A 21,804-nucleotide genomic window follows, 5' to 3' on the forward strand; every position below is an offset into this window, starting at 1 on the left:
CGGATCGTACCGTGCGGATCGCGTCGCCTCCGGAGCCCGGGGCGACGGGAAACGCGCGTCGGTCGCGCCGGACGCCCCGGAAACCGCAGCCGATCGGTTGACGTGCTGTCAGCCGAAGGCCGCCGGTCCGCTACACAGTGGCAGTTGTCCCCGCCGCCGGTGGGTGGGAGCGTGCGGTGACCGCCAACGCGCTGGAGGGTGCGACGAATGACCGACGACCTGCTGGCCCGGCACCGGGCCGTGCTGCCGTCCTGGATGCCGCTCTACTACGCCGAGCCGATCGAGCTGGTCTCCGGCTCCGGTCGCCGGGTCACCGACGCGCAGGGCCGCACCTACCTGGACTTCTTCGGCGGCGTGCTGACCAACATGATCGGCTACGACATCCCCGAGATCCGCGAGGCCGTGCAGCGGCAGCTCGCCACGGGCCTCGTGCACACCTCGACGCTCTACCTGATCCGCCAGCAGGTCGAGCTGGCCGAGAAGATCGCCCGGCACTCCGGCATCCCCGACGCCCGGGTCTTCTTCACCAACTCCGGCACCGAGGCCAACGAGGCCGCCCTGCTGGCCGCCACCAACCACCGCCGCTCCCACCAGATCCTCGCCGTGCGCAACAGCTACCACGGCCGCACGTACGCGACGATGGGCGTCACCGGCAACCGGGGCTGGTCGGCCAGCGCCCTCAACCCGCTCCAGGTGGCCTGGCTGCACTCCGGCGAGCGGCTGCGCGGCCTGCTGTCCCGCCTCGACCCCGCCGACCGCCTCGACGCGGCGGTCGAGGACCTGCGCGAGGTCCTCGCCACCCAGACCGCCGGCGACGTCGCCTGCCTGATCGCCGAGCCGATCCAGGGCGTCGGCGGCTTCGTGCACGGCCCCGACGGCCTGCTCGCGGCGTGGCGGAAGGTGCTCGACGAGCACGGCATCCTGCTGATCTCCGACGAGGTGCAGACCGGCTGGGGGCGCACCGGCGAGCACTTCTGGGGCTACCAGGCGCACGGCGTCACCCCGGACCTGCTCACCTTCGCCAAGGGCATCGGCAACGGCTTCGCCCTCGCCGGGGTCGTCGGCCGGGCCGAGATCATGGAGTCGGTGCCGGCCATCAGCTTCTCCACCTTCGGCGGCAACCCGCTCGCCACGGCCGCCGGCAACGCCGTGCTGGACTACCTGCTCGACCACGACCTCCAGGCCAACGCGGCCCGCGTCGGCGCGATCCTCGCCGACGGGCTGCGGGCCGCCGTGGGCGGCCTCGACTGCGTCGCCGAGGTACGCGGCAGGGGGCTGATGCTCGGCGTCGAGTTCGTCCACCCGGGCACCGTCGAGCCCGACCCGGCCCTGACCGCCCGGGTCTTCGAGGCGTGCCGGGCCGGCGGCCTGCTCGTCGGCAAGGGCGGCCTCTACGGCAACGTGCTGCGGATGGGCCCGCCGCTGACCCTCACCGAGGACGAGGCCCGCGAGGGGCTGGCCATCCTGGTCGACGCCATCCGCTCCTGCGCCGACGGCGAGGTGGCGGCGTGACGTCCGGGGCAGGCGGCGGAGACCTCATCGGGCACTTCGTCGACGGCAAGCGGGTCGACGGCACGTCCGGCCGGCGCGGAGACGTGTTCGACCCGGCCACCGGCCGGCGTACCGGACAGGTGGCGCTGGCCTCCGCCGCGGACGTGGCGGACGCGGTCGAGGCCGCCGCCCGCGCCGCGCGGACCTGGCGCGACGCCTCCCTGGCGAAGCGGACCGCGGTGCTGTTCGCGTTCCGGGAGATCGTCAACGCCCGCCGCGACCGGCTCGCCGAGGTGATCACCGCCGAGCACGGCAAGGTGCTCGCCGACGCCGCCGGGGAGGTGCAGCGCGGCCTGGAGGTCATCGAGTACGCCTGCGGCATCCCCTCGGCCCTGCGCGGCGGGTTCAGCGAGAACGTCTCCACCGAGGTCGACTCGTACAGCCTGCGCCAGCCGCTCGGGGTGGTCGCGGTGATCTCCCCGTTCAACTTCCCGGTGATGGTGCCCCTGTGGTTCGTCCCGGTCGCCGTGGCCTGCGGCAACGCGGTGGTGCTCAAGCCCAGCGAGAAGGACCCGAGCGCGGCGCTGCTGCTGGCCGAGTGGTTCGCCGAGGCCGGCCTGCCCGACGGGGTGCTCAACGTGGTCAACGGCGACGCCGAGGCGGTCGACGCGCTGCTCGACCACCCGGGGGTGCAGGCGGTGTCGTTCGTCGGCTCCACCCCCGTCGCCCGGCACGTGCACCAGCGCGGCACCGCCGCCGGCAAGCGGGTGCAGGCCCTCGGCGGGGCGAAGAACCACATGGTGGTGCTCCCCGACGCCGACCTGGACCTCGCCGCCGACGCGGCGGTCAACGCCGGCTTCGGCTCGGCGGGGGAGCGGTGCATGGCGATCTCCGCGCTGGTCGCGGTGGAGCCGGTCGCCGACGCCCTGGTCGCCCGGATCGCCGAGCGGATGGGCCGGCTGCGCACCGGCGACGGCCGGCGCGGCTGCGACATGGGCCCCCTGGTCACCGCCGCGCACGCCGCGAAGGTCCGCGCGTACGTCGAGGCCGGGGTGGCCGCCGGGGCCGTGCCCGTCGTCGACGGGCGCGACGTCGCCCCGGACGGGGACCCGGGCGGCTTCTGGCTGGGCCCGACCCTGTTCGACCGGGTCACCCCGGACATGTCGATCTACACGGACGAGATCTTCGGGCCGGTGCTCGGCGTCCTGCGGGTCGGCTCGTACGACGAGGCGGTGGACCTCGTGAACGCCAACCCGTACGGCAACGGCACGGCGATCTTCACCAACGACGGCGGCGCGGCCCGGCGCTACCAGCACGAGGTGGAGGCCGGCATGGTCGGCATCAACGTGCCGATCCCCGTGCCGATGGCGTACTACTCGTTCGGCGGCTGGAAGGCGTCCCTCTTCGGCGACCTGCACGCCCACGGCGCCGACGGGGTGGCGTTCTTCACCCGGGGCAAGGTGGTGACCAGCCGGTGGCTGGACCCGCGTCACGGCGGGGTCAACCTCGGCTTCCCCACCCAGACCTGAGCCATCGCAGCAGCCCCGCCCCGGCCAGGTACGCCACCAGCGCCGGGGCGGGCAGCCCCAGCGGCTCGGGCGCGGCCTTCGGGGTGACGGTGTTGACCAGCAGCCCCGCGATCACGGCGGCGTACCCGGCGACCACCAGGCCGGTGTGGACCGGCCGGCGGCGACGCGCACCCTCCCCGGCGCGCCGCCGCCGGCCGGCCCGCGCCTCGACCGGCCCGAAGACGGCGACGAGCCCGGCCAGCACCACGGCGAGCAGCAACAGCCAGGGCACCCGCCAGGCCAGCCACGCGGCGGTCCCCACCGCAGGCGTGGGCAGCAGGCCGAGCGCGTCCAGCGCGCCGACCAGCAGCAAGGCCGCCGTGAGGTGCCAGAGGAAGACGGTCAGCACCACCGAGTTGACCGCGATGACCGCCTGCCACGGGCCGGGCCGGCGCAGCCACCGCTCGGCCGGGTCGCGCAGCAGCAGGACCAGCCCGAGCTGGGCGGTGGCCAGGGCGAGCAGCGCCAGGCTCGGCGGGCTCGCGTTGTCCAGCCGCTCGCCGGGCACGTGCAGCATCGCCACCGGGTACGGCCCGGCGACGGTGAGCAGCAGCAGCGCGCCGAGGCCGCCGGCGAGCAGCGCGACCGCCGCCGGGCGGGACGTCGGCAGCGGGTGCCGGGCGCCGTCGGCCGCGCCGCCGCCCCGGGGACCGCCGGCTGCGGCGTGGGCGTCGTACCAGGCGAAACCGGCCTGGTGCACGGCGAGCCAGCCGGCCAGGTAGCTGCCGTACGCGAGCGGCGCGGGCCCGACGAGCCGCCCCACGTCGCCGAGGGCGACCACGCCGACCAGGGCCACCGGCACGGCGAGCCCGAAGCGGCGGTGCAGCGCGTGCATCGGCGGGGTGAGCGCGACGGCGGCCAGGTAGGGCACGAGGAACCACAGCGGGATGGTGGCGAACCAGACCACCGTGCGGATCCGCGCCTCCCCGGCGCCCCACAGGTACGACCCGCCCGCGCCGGCCGCCAGCACCAGCAGCAGGACGGTGGTCGGCGGCACCAGCCGGGCGCTGCGCGCCAGCAGCCAGCCGGTGGCGTCGCCGCCCCGGGCCCGGTTCGCGGTCAGCGAGGCGGCGTTGGCGAACCCACCGACGAGGAAGAACACCGGCAGCACCTGCCCCACCCACGTCAGCGGGTACGCCCACGGCAGGTCGCCGAGCGCGGAGTGGCCGGTGGGCCGGCCGGCGGCGTCGCGGCCGATGACGGTGACGCCCCAGTGCCCGGCGACGACCATGCAGATGGCGACGGCCCGCAGCAGGTCGACGTAGCGTTCCCGCCCGGCCGGGGTGCGCTCGGCGAGCTGCCGCAGGCGGCGCATCAGCCCAGGCTAGGCCAGGCCGGGCCGCCCGGTGGCCGGATCGGTCAGCGCCGGGGCGTTCCCGGGCCGTCCGGGTCCAGCTCGGCGCAGATCACCGCGTCGAGGCTGGCCCGGACGCCGTCGGCCTTCGGGTCGCCGAGGTCGTCGAGGATGGCCAGCGCCTGCCGCCACGCGGCGGCGGCCCCCTCGTGGTCGCCGGCCTCGCACAGGGTGTCACCGAGGTTCGCCCCGGCCTCGGCCTCGCCGTGCCGGTCACCGAGCGCCGCGAAGAGCCCCCGGGCCCGCCGGTACAGCTCGGCGGCGCGCGCGTGCTCGCCGAGCAGCCGGTGGACGTAGCCGAGGCTGTCGAGCGTCATGGCGACCCCGTCCAGGTCGCCCAGCTCGTCGAGCAGGGCCAGAGCCTGCTCGCAGTCCGCGATCGCCCGCCGGTGGTCGCCGAGCTGGGCGTGGCACCAGCCGACCGAGTTGAGCGACGCCGCCTCGCCGCCCCGGTGGCCGGCGTGCCGGAACAGCTCCAGGGCCCGCAGGTCGTGGCCCAGCGCGGTGCGGTGGTCGTCCGACCGCTCGGCGATCCAGCCCAGGCTCCGGTGCGTGAACGCCTGGTTGATCCGGTCGTCCAGCGACTCGAACAGCACCAGTGCCCGCGACTGGTGGGCGCGGGCGTCGAGGATCCGGCCGAGCCGGGTGGCCGCGCCGCCGAGGAAGCGGTGCGCGTGGGCCTCGGCGCCCCGGTCGCCCAGCCGGCGGGCGGCGCGCAGCGCGATCTGCTGCGTCGCCGTCCAGTCGGCCCAGTGTCCGCGCAGGTCGAAGAAGCTGACGCAGGCGGCGGCGAGCTGCCAGGCGTGCGTGTCGTGGCCGGTGCCGGCGGCGTGCTCGACGGCGGCGACGAGACCGCGGTGCTCCGCGGCGAACCAGGCCAGCGCGGCGGCCCGGCCGTCGACGCGCTCCGGGGCCACCCCGGGCGCGGGATCGGCAAGCGCGATCGGGCCCCGGGGCGGGGCCAGGAATCCCTCGGCCGCGTGCGCGGTGTGCAGGTAGTGGTCGAGCATCCGCCGGGTCGCCGCCGCCCGGTCGGTCGCCGGGCCCGCGTCGGCCAGCTCCCGGGCGTACGCGCGCAGCAGGTCGTGGCAGGTGAACCGGCCGGGGCGGTGCTCGGTGACCAGGTGCGCCCCGACCAGCTCGGCCAGCGGCGGCCGGACCTCGGCGACGGACGTCCCGGCGAGGCTGGCCACGGCGGCCGTGCCGACGTCCGGCCCGGGGGACAGCCCGAGCAGCCGGAACAGCCGGGCGGCCGGCGTGCCGAGGAGCGCGTACGACCAGGACAGCACGGCCCGCACGTCGATGCCCGGGTCGGTGCCGGCGAGCGGGTCGAGGCGGCGCGGGGCCTCCCGCAGCTCGGCGGAGATCGTGGCCAGCGGGAAGCGTGGGTGGGCGGCGGCGCGGGCGGCGACGACGGCGAGCGCCAGCGGCAGGCCCGCGCACCGCCCGACGATCTCGTCGACCGCCCCCGGCTCGGCGTCCACCCGCCCGGAGCCCAGCCGGGCGGCGAGCAGCGCCCGGGACTCGGCCGGGCCGAGCAGCTCCACCGGCACCGGCCGGGCACCCTCCACCGCGACCAGACCGGGCAGCTGGCCACGGCTGGTCACCAGCACCAGGCAGCCGGACGCACCGGGCAGCAACGGGCGGACCTGGTCGGCGTCCCGGGCGTTGTCCAGCACCAGGAGCACGCGCCGGCCCGTCAGCAGGCTGCGCAGGAGGGCGGCCTGCGCGTCCGGGCCGGTCGGCACGCGGTGCCGGGGCACCTCGAAGGCGTCCAGGAAGCCCCGGACCGCCTCGGCGGGCGGCACCGGCGGCTTGCGCGGGTCGAAGCCGCGCAGGTCGACGTGCAGCTGCCCGTCCGGGAAGCGGTCGCGGACCCGCTGCGCCCAGTACGTCGCCAGCGTGGTCTTGCCGACCCCGGCCGTGCCGGTGACGACGGCGATGACCGGGGCGGCGGGGTCGGCGTCCGCGTCGGCGAGCAGCCCGTCGAGTTGCGCCAGCACGTCCTGCCGCCCGGAGAAGGCGCCGAGGGTGGGCGGCAGCTGCGCGGGCACCGGCAGCGCCGGCCCCGACTGGTCTGCGGCCGACTGCGCCTGCGGCCCGTCCCCGGGCGTCGGGTCGGCCGCCGGAGGCTCCGGTCCCGGCGCGGCGGGGCTGGTGGCCGCGCGTGGGGCGCCGCCCGGCGCGAGGCGCTCGCCGACGGCCCGTTCCCACCGGGTGGCCCACACGCCCGCCTCGGTCGGCGTCACGCCGAGGGCGAGCAGGAGCCGGTCGAGCACGTCCATCGGCATCGCGCTGTGCCCGTTGAGGTAGTTGGCCAGGCTGCTCCGGGGCACGCCGGTGGCCGTCGCCAGGTCCTGGAGGGAGAGCCGGGCCTTGCCCCGGGAGCGGGCGGCGCGAACCCGCAGCCGGTTGAGCTCCGCCAGCAGCTCGCCCTCCGTCCTGAGTGGATCGTGCGCGGACGGATCAGCGGAGCCATTGGTCACGGTCGCATCCTTCCATCGGCGTCCGACATCGTCCATGGACGTCCAGGATCGCGGTTTCGGCACTCGTCGGCTGGCAGATTCAACGCCGGAGGCGCTTCCGCCGATCCGGTGGTGGCCAAGGAGGAAGGGAGTGCTCGGATGACGAATCCCGGCATGTTCGGCAGGATCGCGGCGGTCACGGGGGCAGCCGCGCTGGTGTTCGCGGGGTTGTCCGGCCCGGCCGGGGCGGCGGAGCGGCAGTCGGCGTCCGCCGCCGCCCCCGGGCTCGGTACGTCCGCCGTGACCTGTGGAAACGCGGCTTGGCCGCACGAGCCCTACGACGGCCGGACGGGCAAGACGACCGCGAGGGCGGCCGTCCACACCGGCCCGTACGGCGACTGCACGGTCAAGGCGTACCTGCCGATCGACACGAAGGTCGTCTTCGACTGCTACACGGTCAACGACTACGGCAACACGTGGACGTGGGTGCGCGACCCCCAGGGCGCCAGCATCGGCTGGGTCTACGACGCGTACCTGAGCTCGGGCGGCTCGAACAAGCTCTGCCCGAAGCTCTGACGGGTCGACGGGGTGGCCCCGGCACGCGCATCGCGGCCGCCACGGGGGTGGCTGCGATGACGCTCGCGGGGCTGGCCGGCCCGGCGCAGGCGGCGGACCGGCAGGCGGCCCCCGCCGGGGTCGGCGCGGCGGCAGTGACCTGCGGCAACTCATACGGCAACCGCTGGACCTGGGTGCGCGGCGTGGGCGGCAACAGCATCGGCTGGGTCTACAACGAGTACCTCAACCCCAAGGGCACGACCAAGGCATGCCCGTAGCTCTGACGGGTGCCGGCCCGGCGGGCGGTCGCACCCCGCCCGCCGGGCTCGTCGACCCCCCGCAACCACCGTTCTACGTGACCATGAGAGGACGAAGATGCCGAACCTGAAGAAGCTCACCGCCACGCTGGGCGTGACCGGCGCGTTGACCGCCTCGGCCCTGCTCGGCACCGCCGGTGTCGCCAGCGCCGACGCCTGCCCCTACGAGAGGACCTGCTCCTACTCCACCACCAACTGGGGCGGCACCCCCGGCGCGGTGAAGGAGAACAACAAGGATCTGACCGCCTACTACACCTGGACCCACTCCGAGTCGATCTACAACAACGGCGCCAGCTGCAACGTCACCATCTACTCCGGCACCAACTACACCGGCACCGCCTACCCCCTCAACCGGGGCACCGGGTGGAAGACGACGTCCGGCTCGAAGATCTGGCACCACGCCTACAGCAACAAGTGGTTCTGCTGACATCCGTGCGGCGGGCCGTCGCGGCGTCCGCCGTGGCGTTGCTGGCGCTGGCGGGCCCGGTCGGATGCGGGGAAGCCTCCCCCTCCGACCGGGCCCGCCCGGCCCCGCTCCACCCGCTCAACGGCGCTGCCTACTACAGCGACGCCGAGCAGCGGACGATGGACGAGAAGGTGGAGGCGGCCACCGGGGACTGCATGCGCCGGCGCGGGTTCCACTACCCGGCGGAGCCCACCCCGCCCGCGACGGCCCCGGTCGAGTCGGAGCCGGGGAACCCGTACGGCCTGCTCGACGCCCGGGACGCGCGGACGCGGGGATACGGCATCGTGCCGGAGGAGATGCGCCGCCGCCAGGGCGGCCCGTCCGCCACGCCGTCGTCGCCCGATCCGCGCTACGCCGCCGCGCTGCTCGGCGACCAGACACGCCAGCGGACGCTCCCGCTGCCCGATGGCAACGAGGTGTCCATCGCCGTCGGCGCCTGCGTCACCGAGGCGCGCGCGGCCGTCTTCGGCGACGACTGGGACCGCCTGTTCTACACCGTGCAGGCGCTGAGCAACATGGTCATCACCCGCACCGGCGACAGCCCCGAGGTCGCGCGGGCGCTGGAGACCTGGTCGTCGTGCGTGGGCCGGGCCGGGCACCCGGCGGCGAACCCGGAGGAGCTGCGCGAGGCGCTGTACGAGCGGGCGCGGGCGGCGGCCGACGCCGAAGCCGTCCGCGCGGTGGCCCGCGCCGAGCTCGCCACGGCCGAGGCGGACGCCGACTGCCAGGAGCAGGCCGGCCTGCGGCAGGCGCTGCGTGACGCCCAGCGGCGCGTGGAGCAGCAGGTGCTCACCGACGGGTTCCGGCGCGACGTCGAGCAACTCCGGCAGCGCCGCCAGCGGGTGCTCGGCTGAGCGACGGGCCCACCCGTCACCGGCCCGGCTCGCCCGGACAGCCGGCGGGGTACCGCCGGCCGTCCGGGCGTCGGCGGCATCCCCGCCGGTCGTCAGGGCGTCGCCGGCACCAGCAGCGGGTGCAGGGCGGCCGGGTCGGCGACCCCGGGCAGGTCGCGGGCGGCGAGCCAGGCCGCCCCGGCCGCCCCGTCGCCCGCCGTGGTCAGCGGCGCGTCCGGCCACCGCCGGGCCAGCTCCGCCCGGACGGCGGCGGCCAGTGGGGTGTCGCCGGTGAGCAGCCCGCCGCCGAGGACCACCGGGTCCGCCGCGCCGGCCGGGCGGATCCGCGCGGCGCTGTCGGCCAGGTGGCCGGCGGCCGCCCCGATCAGCCCCGCCGCGACCGGTTCGTCCGCGCCGGCGGCGGCCACCACCAGCGGCGCGAGCCGGGACAGCTCGACCGGCGGCCGGCGGGTGACGGCCTGCACCACGGCGTCGACGGTGTCGCGGGGCCGGTCGGCGACCCGGTCGACGCCGAGCAGTTCGGCGAGCACCCGGCGGCCCAGCGGCCCCGGGGCGTGCCCCGCGTCCAGGTCGGCCAGGAGCCGACGGACCGCCTCCCGGCCCAGCCAGAACCCGGAGCCGGCGTCGCCGAGCAGCCAGCCGTGGCCGTCGGCGACCCGGTCCAGCCGCAGGTCGCGGACCTGCGCGGCGATCGCGCCGGTGCCGGAGATCAGTACCGTGCCGTGCGGGCTGGGCGTGCCGGAGGCGTACGCCACGAGGGCGTCGCCGTGCACCGCGTACGGGCAGCGCAGCCCCGCGTCGCGCCACGCCCCGTCGAACGCGGCCCGCCCGTCCGGGTCGGCGAGCAGTCGCCCCGCCCCGGCCAGCCCGATCGTGCCGGCCCGCACCCGGGCCGGGTCCACGCCGGACAGCGCGGCGCGCAGGGCGGTCAGGAGTTCCGCGGCGGCCCGCTCGGCGCCATGGCTGGTCGGGTTGCCGCCGCCGGCCCGGCCGGTGCCGAGGCGTTCCCCGGCCAGCGTCACGGCGAGCGCCCGGGTGGACGTACCCCCGACGTCGAGGCCGACCACGACGGTGTCGGACATCCGGTGGGCCTCCCCGGGTCGGCGGTGCGGGCGGATTCATGCTGGTAGACCCGGCCGCGCGGGGCAAGATCCCCGGCCGGGCCGGGGGCCGCGCGTCAGGTAACAGTTTGAAAACTTCGACCACGGTCTTGACACGGAGGGCCCTTCAGTAAGAACTTTTACCACTAACAGTTAACACTCTTTTCCGAAAGGCGTCGCATGGTGGATCACGAGGTCGACACCCCCCGGGGCGCCGCCGTGGTCGACGCCGACCCGGCCGACCGGCGGGGCGCGCTGCCCACCGACGGCGTGCTCGCCCGGGTCCGGGCCGGCGCGGCGGAGCTGACCGGCGCGCTGCGCCGCGTCGCCGAGCACGTGCTCAGCGACCCGGAGGCCGCCGCGCGGGCCACCATCGTCGAGCTGGCCGAGCGCAGCGGCACCTCCCCGGCCACCATCACCCGGTTCTGCCGCGCGATGGGCTTCGAGGGGTACGCCGACCTGCGCCTCGGCATCGCCGCCGAGACCGGCCGGGCCCGCTCCGCAGGCTGGACCGTCGACATCGGCCGGGAGATCCAGCCCGGCGACCCCCTGGAGCGGGTGCTCGGCCAGATCATGGCCGCCGACACCCGGGCCATGCACGACACCGCCGCGCTGCTCGACCTCGCCCAGGTGGAACGGGCGGCCGTGGCCATCGCCGGGGCCAGCCGGGTCAACATCTTCGGCGCGTCCGGCAGCGCCCTCGTCGGCGAGGAGATGCAGTTCAGCCTGCACCGCATCGGGGTGGCCGCCTGGGCCTGGAGCGACGTCCACGAGGGGCTGGCCAGCGCCGCGCTGCTCGGCCCCGGCGACGTGGCGCTCGGCATCTCGCACACCGGGCAGACCCGGGAGACCATCGAGCTGCTCGCCGAGGCCGGCAGCCGGGGCGCGACCACCGTCGCGCTCACCGGCTTCCCCCGCTCGCCGCTGGCCGAGCTGGCCGACCTGGTGCTGCTCACCGCCAGCCAGGCCACCACGTTCCGCCCCGACGCGCTGTCGGCCCGGCACCCGCAGCTCGTCGTGCTCGACCTGCTCTACATCGCCGTCGCCCAGCGCACCCACGACCGCGCCCACGCGGCCTTCCGGCGCACCGCCCAGGCCGTCGACGGGCACAAGGCCGCGAAGGGGGCCATCGCATGATCAGCGCACAGGGATACGCCGAGGCCGTCCGACCCGTCCTCGACCGGGTCGTCGACTCGCAGGCCGGGGCGGTCGGCCGCGCCGCCGACCTGATCGCCGCCGGCCTGCGTGCCGGCGGGGTGCTCCAGGCGTTCGGCGCCGGCCACTCCGAGGCGTTCGCCGCCGAACTGGTCGCCCGGGCCGGCGGGCTGGTCCCCACCAACCGGATCTCCCTGCACGACCTCGTGCTGCACGGCGACGCGCCCCGCGACGTGCTCGCCGACCCCAAGCTGGAACGCGACCCGGCCGTCGCCCACCAGCTCTACGCCCTCGCCGCCCCGCAGCCGGGCGACGTCTTCCTGATCGCGTCCCAGTCCGGCATCAACGGCTCGGTGGTCGAGCTGGCGACGCTGGTCACCGGGCACGGCCACCCGCTGATCGCGGTCACCTCGGTCGAGCACACCTCGCGGGTCGCCCCCCGGCACCCGTCGGGGCGCCGGCTCGTCGACCTCGCCGACGTCGTGCTGGACAACGGCGCGCCGTACGGTGACGCACTGCTGCCGCTCTCCGGCGGCGGCGCGGTCTGTGCGGTCTCCTCGGTCACCGCCGCGCTGCTGGCGCAGTTGGTGACGGCGGAGGTCGTACGACGGTTCCACCAGGCCGGGGAGGTACCCCCTATCTACCTCTCCGCCAACGTCCCCGGTGGGGACGAGCACAACCTCGCCCTCGAGTCGCGGTACGCCGGGCGTCTCCGGCGTACCGCCTGATTCGACACCTCAAGGAGAGACAACGATGTCGGTTACCCCCGAGCACCCGGCCGATCTGAGCCGCCGGACCCTGCTGCGCCGTGCCGCCGCGGCGGGCCTGCTCGTCACCCCCGCCGCGGGCCTGCTCAGCGCCTGCGCCGGCAGCGAGCCGAGCAAGTCCGACGACACCGGCGCCGCCAAGAGCAAGGACAACCCGTTCGGCGTCAAGGACGGCAGCGCCGTCAAGGTCGTCATCTTCAACGGCGGCCTCGGCGACCAGTGGGCCAACGAGGACAAGGCCGTCTTCGCCGCCAAGCACGCGGGCGTGACGGTCAACATGAGCTCCACCCAGAAGATCAAGACCGAAGAGCAGCCGAAGATGGCGACGCAGCCGAGCGACCTCGTCATGAACTCGGGCGCCGACATGATGGACATCAGCACCCTGGTCAACGAGGGCGCGATCGAGCCCCTGGACGACCTGCTCACCGCCCCGGCGTGGGACAGCGAGGGCACCGTCGCCGACACGCTGCTGCCCGGCACGGTCGAGGACGGCACCTTCCAGGGCAAGTTCTACGTCGTCAACGTGGCCTTCACCGTGTGGGGCAACTGGTACAACGGGGCGCTGTTCGCCAAGGAGGGCTGGCAGCCGCCGACGACGTTCGACGAGTTCTTCGCCCTCGCGCCGAAGATCAAGGCCAAGGGCATCGCCCCGTACGTGCACGACGCCGTGCACGGCTACTACCCGCGCTGGGCGCTGATGGCGACGATCTGGAAGTCCGCCGGCCGGCAGGCGGTCGTCGACATCGACAACCTGAAGGAGAACGCCTGGAAGGCCGACGGGGTGCTGCCCGCCCTCCAGGCGTGGGAGAAGCTGGTCAAGGACCGGCTGCTGCTGCCGGGCAACCTCAACCACACCCAGTCCCAGCAGGCGTGGCTCGACGGCAAGGCGGCGTTCATCCAGGTCGGCACCTGGCTGAAGAACGAGATGGCGGCGACGATCCCGCCGGGCTTCGAGATGAAGCTGTCGGACTACTGGGGCCTCGGGGCCACCGACAAGGCGCCCAAGGACGTCTTCGCCGGCGCGGGCGAGGGCCTCGTGGTGCCGAGCAAGGCCCCGAACAAGGCGGCGGCGAAGGAGTTCCTGCGGGCCGTGCTGTCGAAGTCCGGCTCCGCCAAGTTCGCCGAGCTGACCAAGTCGCTGGCCTCCACCAAGGGCTCCGGCGACGGCGTGCAGGACACGGCGCTGGCCAGCGCCAACGAGCTGATGCGCAACGCGCCGAAGGACCTGATCAAGACCAAGCTCTTCGACTTCTACGCCGACCTGGACAAGGAGAGCCAGAACCTCTCCGAGGAGCTGATGGCCGGCCGGCTCACCGCGCAGCAGTTCGTCGACAAGATGCAGGCAGCCGCCGACAAGGTCGCCAAGGACTCGTCGATCAAGAAGCAGACCCGCGCCTGATCCCGGTGGCGGCCCACTGATCCGTTCGAGAGAGTGAGTGGAATGCGGCACGGTGTCGCGCGCTTCGTCACGGGCTTCCTGGCCCTCCCCGTCGCGCTGTACCTCTTCTACGTGGTGTGGCCCTTCGCCCAGGCGGCCGGATACTCGCTGACCAACTGGGGCGGCTACTCCGACAAGCAGGAGTTCGTCGGGCTGGACAACTACGTCCGGCTGTTCTCCGACGAGCTGATCAGGAAGGCGTTCTGGCACAACGTGTTCTTCCTGGTCACCGTGCCGCTGTTCACGATCGCGCTGGCCCTGTTCCTCGCGTTCCTGCTCAACGTGGGCGGACGCGAGGACAGGGCCGGCATCCGGGGGGTCTTCGGCTCCGGGCTCTACAAGGTCATCTTCTTCTTCCCGCAGGTCCTGTCGCTCGTGGTGATCGCCGTGATGTGGCAGCAGATCTACCGCTCGGACAACCAGGGGCTGATCAACGGCCTGCTGATGAAGATCGGGCTGGTCGACGCCGACAACCCGATCGGGTTCACCGCCGACCCCGAGCCGTTCCTCGGCGTGCCCGCGGTGCTGTGGTGGCTGCTGTTCATCGCCGTGTGGAGCGGGGCCGGCTTCTACATGGTGCTCTTCTCGGCGGCGATGCAGTCGATCCCGAAGGACATCTACGAGGCGGCGCTCCTCGACGGGGCGAGCCGGTTCCACACGTTCTTCCGGATCACCCTGCCGCTGCTGCGGGACACCATCTCGGTGGCCTGGGTCTACCTGGGCTTCATCGCGCTGGACATGTACGCCCTGGTCTTCGTCATGACCCCGAGCCAGGGCGGGCCGAACCACGCCAGCGAGATCTTCGCGTCGGTGCTCAACTTCACCGCGTTCCAGAAGGGGCAGTTCGGCTACGCCTGCGCGATGGGCGTGGCGCTGGCCATCTTCACGATCCTGCTGGCCGCTCTCCAGCTCCGGATCACCCGCCGTGAGCGGATCGAGTACTGAGGAGACCCCGACGATGAGCACGGTGACCCACCCGTCCGGCGAGCGGGCCCGCCCCGGGCGTCCGGCCCCCCGCCCCGCGCCGAGCCGGGGCCTCGTCAGCCGCGGCCGGGAGCTGGGCGGACGCTTCTTCAACGGCTTCTCGCACCTGTTCCTGGTGGTCTGGGCCGTGATGGTGATCTACCCGCTGCTGTGGGTGGTGATGTCGGCGTTCAAGGACGACTCGGAGGTCATCCGCGAGCCGTTGTCGCTGATCCCCGACGAGCTGCACTGGGACAACTTCACCCGCGCCTGGGGCGAGGGGCACCTCGGCGCGTTCTTCCTCAACACGCTGCTGGTCCTGGTCGGCAGCGTCTTCCTGACCATGCTGCTCGGCTCGATGGCCGCGTACGTGCTGGCGCGCTACGAGTTCCCCGGCAACCGGCTGATCTACTACATGTTCCTGTCCGGCCTGACCCTGCCCATCTATCTCGCCGCCGTGCCGCTGTTCAAGGGCGTCTACAACATGGGGATCGTCCTGCCCCTGCTGGGCCCGAACCGGCACCTCATGCTGATCCTCGTCTACGTCGCCTGGTCGCTGTCGTTCACGGTCTTCTTCATGCACTCGTTCTTCCGGACGCTGCCCGACTCGATCGCCGAGGCGGCGATGGTCGACGGGGCCTCGCACAGCCGGCTGTTCTTCAGCATCATGCTGCCGATGGCCAAGCCGGGCCTGATCAGCATCGGCATCTTCAACGTCCTCGGCCAGTGGAACCAGTGGTACCTGCCGACGCTGCTCATGCAGTCGGTCGCCGGGGAGCCGAAGAACCAGGTGATCGCCCAGGGGCTCATCGAGCTGTCGGTCAACCAGGGCTACAAGAGCGACTGGAGCGGGCTGTTCGCCGGGGTGACGATGGCGATGCTGCCGGTGCTCATCGTCTACATCGTGTTCCAGCGCCAGGTGCAGTCCGGCCTGACCGCCGGCGTGAGCAAGTAGCCGCCGCACGCCGAGCGTCGTACGGTCGAGGCAGAATCGCGTCCGTGCTGGTGGCGGTGGAGGCGGACGACCGGGGTGGGGGAGCGCTGCTGCCCCTCGACCCCGCCGGCCGCCCCACCGGCCCGGCCGAGCAGGTCACCGACCTCGCCGCCGCCGTCGCCGCCCGGGAGGCCGCCGAGCGTCCCCGCTGGGTCTGGGGCAGCGGCGCAGGCGTCTATCCGGCGCTGCTGCGCGCCGGGGTCCGGCTCGACCGCTGCCACGACGTCGAGCTGACCGAGTCGCTGCTGCTGGGGCACGCCGGCCGCTGGGGCGAGCCCCGCTCGCCGGCCGCCGCGTGGGCCCGGTTGACCGGCGCGCCGGTGCCGCCGGATCCGCCGCCCCGCGCGGCCGAGCCGCCCGGCCACGGCCAGGGCGCGCTCTTCGACACCCTGCCCGGTCCGCCGGGCCCCGGCGTCGAGGCCCTGACCCGGGTGTACGCCGACCAGCTCGACCGCATCGCCGCCACCGCCCATCCCGGCCGGTTCCGGTTGCTGGTGGCCGCCGAGTCGGCCGGCGCGCTGATCGCGGCGGAGATGGGGGCGGCCGGCCTGCCCTGGCGGGCCGAGGTGCACGACGAGATCCTCACCGGGCTGCTCGGCGAGCCGTCCCCGGTCGGCGGCCCGCCCCGCCGGTTGGCCGAGCTGACCGCCCGCATCGCCGAGGCGTTCGGCCTGCGCCAGGTGCACGCCGACTCCCCGGCCGAGCTGCTGCGGGCGTTCGCCCGCGTCGGCGTGGAACTGCCCAACACCCGGGCCTGGGTGCTGCGCGGCGTCGACCACCCGGCCGTGCCGCTGGTGCTGGAGCACAAGGAGCTCTACCGGATCTGGACGGCGCACGGCTGGGCCTGGCGCGACGCCTGGGTGCGCGACGGCCGGTTCCACCCGGAGTACGTCCCCGGCGGCGTCGTCTCCGGGCGGTGGGCCACCCGGGGCGGCGGCGCGTTGCAGATCCCCAAGGTGATCCGGCGGGCGGTGGTGGCCGACCCGGGTTGGCGGCTCGTCGTCGCCGACGCCGGCCAGCTGGAGCCGAGGGTGCTCGCGGCGGTCTCCGGCGATGCCCGGCTGGCCGCCGCCGGCGGGGCGGGCGACCTCTACGCCGCCCTGGCCCGGGACTCCTTCGGCGGCGACCGGCCCCGGGCCAAGGTGGCCCTGCTCGGCGCCATGTACGGGCAGACCGGCGGGATGGCCGTCCCCGCCCTCGCCGTGCTGCGCCGCAACTATCCGACCGCCTTCGCGTACGTGGAGGCGGCGGCGCGCACCGGCGAGGCCGGCGGCCTGGTGCGTTCCTGGCTGGGGCGCACCTGCCCGCCCGGCACGGCCGGCTTCGCCGACGGCGACGACGCGGGGGTCGACCCGGAGGCGGCGGCCGACCCGCAGGGCCCCCGGGCGCGGGCGGCCCGGTCCCGGGGCCGGTTCACCCGCAACTTCGTCATCCAGGCCACCGCCGCCGAGTGGGCGTCCACGTTGCTGGCCACGCTGCGCGCGGCGCTGGCCGGCAGCGACGCCGAGCTGGTCTTCTTCCAGCACGACGAGGTGATCGTGCACTGCCCGGCCGGGCAGGCCGACGCGGTGGCCGAGGCGGTCCGCGCCAGCGGCGCGCGGGCCACCGCCCTGCTGTTCGGCGACACCCCGGTCCGGTTCCCGCTGGACCTGTCCGTCGTGGACTGCTACGCGGACGCCTGACCTGGCCGGAAGCGGCAGCCCGGCGACGCGCAGCGGCTCACGGGCTTGCCGGCGGCGGCCGACCGGCGACGCGGCGGCCGGCCGTGCCGTCGGCGCGGCACCCCGAGTGCGGCAAATATCCGTTTCGCCCCGACACTCATCGCGGGGGTGCTCGTTGCACCCGGTGTGCGTATCGCAGGAATGATCATCGCGGCGGGCGGGGGACGCCGTCTCGGTGGCCCCGAGGCGTTGCTCCACCAGGGTGACCAACCCCTGGTAGACCGGATGATCGACACGATGATCGAGGCGGGCTGCGCGCAGATCGTGGTGGTGCTGGGCGCGGCGGCCGACCAGGTGCGGCAGACCGCCGATCTGACCCGGGCCACGGTGGTGGTCAACCGCGCCTGGGGCACCGGCGTCGGCTCGTCGATCCGGGCCGGCCTCGCGGCGCTGACCGACCAGCGGATCGAGGCGGTGGTCGTGGTCCCGGTGGACATGCCGGGGCTCACCCCGGCGGCCGTGCGGCGGGTGGCCGCGCTGCCGTACCCCGACGTGCTGGTCTGCGCCACCTACGACGGCCTGCGCGGCTACCCGATGCTGTTCGGCCGCCGACACTGGTCCGGCATCGCCACCCTGGCCAGCGCCGACGTCGGGGCCCGGCCCTATCTGCTGGCGCACAAGGACCAGATCGTCGACATCTCCTGCGACTCGGTGGCCGACGGCAGCCGCGTCGACACCCCGGAGTTGATGGCCCTGTACGGGCTGACCGTCCCGCCCCAGCGCGTCGGCGCGTAGCGCGTTCCTGCGATCGATTCTTGGACGGTTGTTGCTCGCTGGTGACAGGAACCGTCCAAGATTCAGCAGGAGCTGCGGTGCCGGGCGTCCACGTCCGACGCGAGCGGCGGGCCCATCGCGACGACACCCATCAGTTCGTCGCCAGCCGTCGCGCGCCACACCCGCTTCTCGGCGGACTGGAGCGCACCGCGCCATCCGGTCCGTGCTCGTGCTGGATGGTCGGGTTCCCGACGGACGCGAGAGCGACTCCGCCAGCTCCGTTCGTGCCGCAGCGAGCGCAGGGCGACATCGTCTCCGCCTGCGGTGCCCTGACCGCAGGAGCATTACACCACGCGATCGCACTCGCCCGCCCCCGGTCCTTTCTCCGCCCCCCTTTGCTCTGCACCCAGATGCGCAACAGGCGCGCGACGTAGTCGGTCGCCGGATGCCCCGCTTCATTCGGATTGTTGAATGTCGCCACTCCATCCCCGGTGCTGCCTATCTGGGTGCAGAGCAAAGGGGGCGCGGGATGTCGAGTGGGGTCGAGGGGGTGTGACGAAGAGTCACACCGCCGGGCCTGCGCCCAGACGCCAGCGATCATTGCGCAGCGTGGTCGAGCTGCGAGTGGCGCAGCCGCTCGGTGGGGGCGATCAGTCGAGTCAGTCGAGGCAGAACTCGTTGCCCTCGGGGTCGGCCATGACGATGTGCCCCGCGGCGAGCGGTGCGGCGGGCTCGTGGCGGCGCAGCCGGGTCGCGCCGAGCGAGACGAGCCGCTCGGCCGCCGCCTCCAGGGCCGCCATCCGCGCGTCGCCGACCAGCCCCGGGGCGGCCCGTACGTCGAGGTGCACCCGGTTCTTGACCTGCTTGGGCTCCGGCACCCGCTGGAAGAACAGCCGCGGCGCGGTGCCGGCGGGGTCGACCACCGCCGAGGCGGAGTTGCGGCGCTCGGGCGGCACGCCCATCGCCTCCAGCGCCTGCTCCCACGACTCGAAGCCGGGCGGCGGGGCCTGCACCTGATGGCCGAGGGCCTCGGCCCAGAAGGCCGCCAGCGCGGCCGGGTCGGCGCAGTCGAACGTGATCTGAACGTCCGTCATGGTGCCAGCCTCCGGCATATCGCGGACAGGTTCGTTCCTAGACCTGTGCAACGATCGACGGGTGACCGTCGAGGCGACGACCGAGCGGGTGCTGCGGCTGCTGGCGCTGCTGCAGCGGCGACCGTCCTGGACCGCCGCCGAGATCGCCGCCGAGCTGCGGGTCACCGACCGCTCGGTGCGCCGCGACGTGCAGCGGCTGCGCGCGCTCGGCTACCCGGTGCACGCGGCGGCGGGCGTCGGCGGCGGCTACCGGCTTGGCGCTGGCACCCGGCTGCCGCCGCTGCTGCTCGACGACGAGGAGGCGATCGCGACGGCGGTGTCCCTGCGGCTGGCCGCGGGCGGCACGGTCGCCGGGGCGCAGGAGGCGGCGCTGCGGGCGCTGGCCAAGCTCGACCAGGTGCTGCCCGCGCGGCTGCGCGCCGAGGTGCGGGCGGTGCACGCCGCCACCGACACCCTGGTCGGCCCCGGCGTCGAGATCGACGCGGAGCTGCTGGTGACCCTCGCGCGGGCCTGCCGCGACGCCGTGCGGGTCCGGTTCCGTTACGCCGGCCGCGACGGTGCGGAGAGCGAGCGCACGGTCGAGCCGGTGCGGATGGTCACCACCGGCCGCCGGTGGTATCTGATGGCGTGGGACGTCGACCGCGGCGACTGGCGCACGTTCCGGCTGGACCGGATGCGCCAGACGGCGGCGACGACGTGGCGCTTCCGGGCGCGGGAGCACCCCGACCCGGTCGCCCACGTGCGGCGGGCCGTGGCCGAGGCGCCGTACCGGCACCTCGCCCGGGTGCGGGTGCACGCCCCGTCCGACGTGCTGCGGGAACTGGTGCCGCCGCAGGTGGGGCGGGTCGAGGACGACCGCGACGGCTGGTGCGTGCTCGTCGTCGGCGGGGACGACCTCGACTGGCTCGCCTTGCACGTGGCCCGGCTCGGCTTCGAGGCGGAGGTGCTGGAGCCGGCGGAGCTGCGGCAGGCCCTCGCCCGGCTCGCCCACCGCCTCGCGGCGATGGCCGGGCCGGCCCTCACGTGATCGTCTGCTGATTCAGGAGACGACACGCCGGGCGGGTTCTCCAGAAACAGCAGACGATCATGGTGCGTCGGCGGCGCGGCGGTGGTGGTCCAGCAGCTTGGACAGCAGCTCGGTCAGTCGCTGGCGCTCCCCGGGTGACAGCGGGGCCAGCAGCTCGTCCTGGCATTCGGCCAGCCGCTTCTCCAGCCGCCGCAACTGCTGCCTGCCCGCCGCGGTCAACGAGATGATGTTGCGCCGACGGTCGGACGGGTCCGGGGAGCGCTCGACCAGCCTGCGATCGGCGAGTTCGTTGACCGCCGCCACCATGTCGCTGAGGTGGATGCCGCTGCGGCGGCCCAGCGTGGCCTGGCTGGCCGGGCCGAACTCCTCAAGCGTCGCCAGCAGGCGGTAGTGGTAGCCGCGGGCCTGGGCGGCGGAGAACGCGTCGCCCACCAGGCGCTGCGCGTGGCCGGCGGTCTGGGTGAGCAGCCAGCTGGGCAGGCTCTCCCAGCTGGCGGGTGCACCCTCGGCTGGCTTCTCCATGTGACAACCCTAACAAGTCGTTGGGCGCACTAACGATATCGGTATCGTTAGTCGCGTAAACGTTAGTGCGTCAAACGAATCCTCCTGGAGTCAAGGCCATGATCGAACCGTTCCGCATCGACGTCCCCCAGGCCGCTCTCGACGACCTCGACGACCGGCTCGGTCGCACCCGGTGGCCCAACGAGGTCGCCGACGCCGGGTGGGACTACGGCTTCCCGCAGGCGCGGCTGAAAGAACTGGTCGAACACTGGCGCACCCGCTACGACTGGCGCGCGCAGGAGGCCCGGCTCAACGAGCTTCCGCACTTCACCACCGAGATCGACGGCCAGAACGTCCACTTCGTCCACGTCAGGTCGGCGAAGCCGGACGCGCTTGCGCTGATCCTCACCCACGGCTGGCCCGGCTCGTTCCTGGAGTTCCTCGACGTGATCGAGCCGCTGTCGCGCGACTTCCACCTGGTGATCCCGTCCATCCCGGGCTTCGGCTTCTCCGGGCCGACACACGAGCGCGGCTGGGACGTCGTCCGGGTCGCGCGGGCCTGGGCCGAGCTGATGCGCCGTCTCGGCTACGAGCGCTACGGCGCGCAGGGTGGCGACTTCGGCTCGGGCATCTCGTTGGCGCTCGGCGCGGTGGCACCCGAACGGGTCGTCGGGGTGCACGTCAACTACCTGCCGACCCGGCCGCTGCCGGACGCCGACATCCACCTGTCCGAGACGGACGAGGCCCGGCTGGACAAGGTCAGGCAGCTGATGGCGAACCGGCCGCCGTTCCAGGCGCTGCAGGCCGCCACCCCGCAGACCATCGGCTACGCGCTGACCGACTCGCCCGTCGGCCAGCTGGCCTGGATCGCCGAGCGCTTCGCGCAGTGGACGGACCCCCGCTCGCCCGTCAGCGACGAGCGGATGCTCACCGACGTCTCGCTGTACTGGCTGACCGCCACCGCGGCCTCCTCGGCGCGACTGCACCGCGAGGCCCCGCGTCGGATCGCGCCGTGCCCGGTGCCGGTGGGGGTGGCCGTGTTCCCGCACGACATCACGCAGTCGGTGCGACCGCTGGCCGAGCGGCTCTACGACATCCGGCACTGGTCGGAGTTCGAGCGCGGGGGCCACTTCGCCGCGATGGAGGTGCCGGAGCTGCTCGCCGAGGACATCCGGGACTTCTTCCTGACCTCCCTCACCTGACACGAACGCGCCGGGGCTGCTCGCCCGAACGACGGACGAGCAGCCCCGGCGGGCACAG

At 74.3% G+C, this 21,804-nt stretch carries 20 protein-coding genes; 15 read left to right on the forward strand and 5 right to left on the reverse strand.

Going from position 1 to position 21,804, the window contains the following annotated elements; translation table 11 throughout:
- The first annotated feature begins 207 nt into the window (after positions 1-207).
- Entirely contained in the window at positions 208-1,512 is a 1,305-nt protein-coding gene (locus TK50_RS25105; RefSeq protein WP_043967662.1) for an aspartate aminotransferase family protein, read from the forward strand.
- Positions 1,509-3,020, forward strand: coding sequence for a CoA-acylating methylmalonate-semialdehyde dehydrogenase (locus tag TK50_RS25110; protein WP_144420380.1), 1,512 nt, complete (start codon positions 1,509-1,511; stop codon positions 3,018-3,020). The genes TK50_RS25105 and TK50_RS25110 overlap by 4 nt, the downstream gene beginning before the upstream one ends.
- Here TK50_RS25110 and TK50_RS25115 read toward each other — a convergent pair.
- Positions 2,992-4,374: an acyltransferase family protein gene (locus tag TK50_RS25115; RefSeq protein ID WP_043967663.1), complete on the reverse strand. Its 1,383-nt coding sequence runs from the start codon at positions 4,372-4,374 to the stop codon at positions 2,992-2,994. The genes TK50_RS25110 and TK50_RS25115 overlap by 29 nt on opposite strands.
- Positions 4,375-4,418: 44 nt before the next feature.
- The gene (locus tag TK50_RS25120) at positions 4,419-6,899 is read right to left on the reverse strand and encodes a tetratricopeptide repeat protein (RefSeq protein ID WP_052503904.1); all 2,481 of its coding nucleotides are present in this window, start codon (positions 6,897-6,899) and stop codon (positions 4,419-4,421) included.
- A 138-nt stretch (positions 6,900-7,037) separates the two neighbouring features.
- Here TK50_RS25120 and TK50_RS33830 point away from each other — a divergent pair, with 138 nt between their 5' ends.
- The 4 genes from TK50_RS33830 (at position 7,038) to TK50_RS25140 (ending at position 9,070) form a co-directional block, all read left to right on the forward strand.
- Positions 7,038-7,454, forward strand: coding sequence for a hypothetical protein (locus TK50_RS33830; RefSeq protein WP_144420382.1), 417 nt, complete (start codon positions 7,038-7,040; stop codon positions 7,452-7,454).
- Positions 7,455-7,510: 56 nt separating this feature from the next.
- Positions 7,511-7,711: a hypothetical protein gene (locus TK50_RS33835; protein WP_043967664.1), complete on the forward strand. Its 201-nt coding sequence runs from the start codon at positions 7,511-7,513 to the stop codon at positions 7,709-7,711.
- A 97-nt stretch (positions 7,712-7,808) separates the two neighbouring features.
- Entirely contained in the window at positions 7,809-8,177 is a 369-nt protein-coding gene (locus TK50_RS25135) for a peptidase inhibitor family I36 protein (protein WP_043967666.1), read from the forward strand.
- Positions 8,165-9,070 carry a hypothetical protein gene (locus TK50_RS25140; protein ID WP_144420383.1) on the forward strand — a complete coding sequence of 302 codons (906 nt, stop codon included), beginning with the start codon at positions 8,165-8,167 and terminating at the stop codon, positions 9,068-9,070. Before TK50_RS25135 ends, TK50_RS25140 begins: the two co-directional genes overlap by 13 nt.
- A 92-nt stretch (positions 9,071-9,162) precedes the next feature.
- On the opposite strand, the gene TK50_RS25145 is transcribed toward TK50_RS25140, so the two are convergent.
- A complete protein-coding gene (locus TK50_RS25145) occupies positions 9,163-10,152 on the reverse strand; it encodes an N-acetylglucosamine kinase (protein WP_043967668.1) in 990 nt (329 codons plus the stop codon).
- A gap of 198 nt (positions 10,153-10,350) precedes the next feature.
- On the opposite strand from TK50_RS25145, the gene TK50_RS25150 reads away from it, so the two are divergent.
- From TK50_RS25150 to TK50_RS25180, 7 genes are all read left to right on the forward strand, one after another.
- Positions 10,351-11,307, forward strand: a complete 957-nt coding sequence (locus TK50_RS25150) for a MurR/RpiR family transcriptional regulator (protein WP_043967670.1) — start codon at positions 10,351-10,353, stop codon at positions 11,305-11,307.
- The gene (locus tag TK50_RS25155; protein WP_043967672.1) at positions 11,304-12,053 is read left to right on the forward strand and encodes a sugar isomerase domain-containing protein; all 750 of its coding nucleotides are present in this window, start codon (positions 11,304-11,306) and stop codon (positions 12,051-12,053) included. The genes TK50_RS25150 and TK50_RS25155 overlap by 4 nt, the downstream gene beginning before the upstream one ends.
- Positions 12,054-12,078: 25 nt before the next feature.
- Positions 12,079-13,491, forward strand: coding sequence for an N-acetylglucosamine/diacetylchitobiose ABC transporter substrate-binding protein (gene ngcE / locus TK50_RS25160; protein ID WP_043967674.1), 1,413 nt, complete (start codon positions 12,079-12,081; stop codon positions 13,489-13,491).
- 42 nt (positions 13,492-13,533) lie between these two features.
- Positions 13,534-14,475, forward strand: a complete 942-nt coding sequence (locus tag TK50_RS25165; RefSeq protein ID WP_043967675.1) for a carbohydrate ABC transporter permease — start codon at positions 13,534-13,536, stop codon at positions 14,473-14,475.
- 13 nt (positions 14,476-14,488) lie between these two features.
- Positions 14,489-15,448: a carbohydrate ABC transporter permease gene (locus TK50_RS25170; protein ID WP_043967677.1), complete on the forward strand. Its 960-nt coding sequence runs from the start codon at positions 14,489-14,491 to the stop codon at positions 15,446-15,448.
- 35 nt (positions 15,449-15,483) lie between these two features.
- On the forward strand, positions 15,484-17,169 hold the full coding sequence (locus tag TK50_RS25175; RefSeq protein ID WP_422119967.1) for a bifunctional 3'-5' exonuclease/DNA polymerase: 1,686 nt from the start codon (positions 15,484-15,486) through the stop codon (positions 17,167-17,169).
- Between the two features lie 180 nt (positions 17,170-17,349).
- Complete coding sequence (locus TK50_RS25180) at positions 17,350-17,943, forward strand: nucleotidyltransferase family protein (RefSeq protein WP_043967679.1); 594 nt, start codon at positions 17,350-17,352, stop codon at positions 17,941-17,943.
- A gap of 638 nt (positions 17,944-18,581) precedes the next feature.
- Here TK50_RS25180 and TK50_RS25185 read toward each other — a convergent pair.
- Entirely contained in the window at positions 18,582-19,016 is a 435-nt protein-coding gene (locus TK50_RS25185) for a VOC family protein (protein ID WP_043969354.1), read from the reverse strand.
- A gap of 61 nt (positions 19,017-19,077) precedes the next feature.
- Between TK50_RS25185 and TK50_RS25190 the strand changes: the two genes are divergently transcribed.
- Positions 19,078-20,043, forward strand: coding sequence for a helix-turn-helix transcriptional regulator (locus TK50_RS25190; protein WP_043967681.1), 966 nt, complete (start codon positions 19,078-19,080; stop codon positions 20,041-20,043).
- A gap of 57 nt (positions 20,044-20,100) precedes the next feature.
- Here TK50_RS25190 and TK50_RS25195 read toward each other — a convergent pair whose 3' ends face one another.
- Positions 20,101-20,565: a MarR family winged helix-turn-helix transcriptional regulator gene (locus TK50_RS25195; protein WP_043967683.1), complete on the reverse strand. Its 465-nt coding sequence runs from the start codon at positions 20,563-20,565 to the stop codon at positions 20,101-20,103.
- 98 nt (positions 20,566-20,663) lie between these two features.
- On the opposite strand from TK50_RS25195, the gene TK50_RS25200 reads away from it, so the two are divergent.
- A complete protein-coding gene (locus TK50_RS25200; RefSeq protein ID WP_043967684.1) occupies positions 20,664-21,746 on the forward strand; it encodes an epoxide hydrolase family protein in 1,083 nt (360 codons plus the stop codon).
- Positions 21,747-21,804 lie beyond the last annotated feature (58 nt).

Source organism: Micromonospora haikouensis (assembly GCF_000876225.1).
Taxonomy (GTDB): domain Bacteria; phylum Actinomycetota; class Actinomycetes; order Mycobacteriales; family Micromonosporaceae; genus Micromonospora; species Micromonospora haikouensis.

Coding starts and splice junctions, on each gene's coding strand:
- TK50_RS25165 (WP_043967675.1), top strand. CDS start 13,534: ATGCGGCACGGTGTCGCGCGCTTCGTCACGGGCTTCCTGGCCCTCCCC.
- TK50_RS25155 (WP_043967672.1), top strand. CDS start 11,304: ATGATCAGCGCACAGGGATACGCCGAGGCCGTCCGACCCGTCCTCGAC.
- TK50_RS33830 (WP_144420382.1), top strand. CDS start 7,038: ATGACGAATCCCGGCATGTTCGGCAGGATCGCGGCGGTCACGGGGGCA.
- TK50_RS33835 (WP_043967664.1), top strand. CDS start 7,511: ATGACGCTCGCGGGGCTGGCCGGCCCGGCGCAGGCGGCGGACCGGCAG.
- TK50_RS25170 (WP_043967677.1), top strand. CDS start 14,489: ATGAGCACGGTGACCCACCCGTCCGGCGAGCGGGCCCGCCCCGGGCGT.
- TK50_RS25115 (WP_043967663.1), bottom strand. CDS start 4,374: ATGCGCCGCCTGCGGCAGCTCGCCGAGCGCACCCCGGCCGGGCGGGAA.
- ngcE (WP_043967674.1), top strand. CDS start 12,079: ATGTCGGTTACCCCCGAGCACCCGGCCGATCTGAGCCGCCGGACCCTG.
- TK50_RS25195 (WP_043967683.1), bottom strand. CDS start 20,565: ATGGAGAAGCCAGCCGAGGGTGCACCCGCCAGCTGGGAGAGCCTGCCC.
- TK50_RS25150 (WP_043967670.1), top strand. CDS start 10,351: ATGGTGGATCACGAGGTCGACACCCCCCGGGGCGCCGCCGTGGTCGAC.
- TK50_RS25105 (WP_043967662.1), top strand. CDS start 208: ATGACCGACGACCTGCTGGCCCGGCACCGGGCCGTGCTGCCGTCCTGG.
- TK50_RS25200 (WP_043967684.1), top strand. CDS start 20,664: ATGATCGAACCGTTCCGCATCGACGTCCCCCAGGCCGCTCTCGACGAC.
- TK50_RS25180 (WP_043967679.1), top strand. CDS start 17,350: ATGATCATCGCGGCGGGCGGGGGACGCCGTCTCGGTGGCCCCGAGGCG.
- TK50_RS25185 (WP_043969354.1), bottom strand. CDS start 19,016: ATGACGGACGTTCAGATCACGTTCGACTGCGCCGACCCGGCCGCGCTG.
- TK50_RS25145 (WP_043967668.1), bottom strand. CDS start 10,152: ATGTCCGACACCGTCGTGGTCGGCCTCGACGTCGGGGGTACGTCCACC.
- TK50_RS25135 (WP_043967666.1), top strand. CDS start 7,809: ATGCCGAACCTGAAGAAGCTCACCGCCACGCTGGGCGTGACCGGCGCG.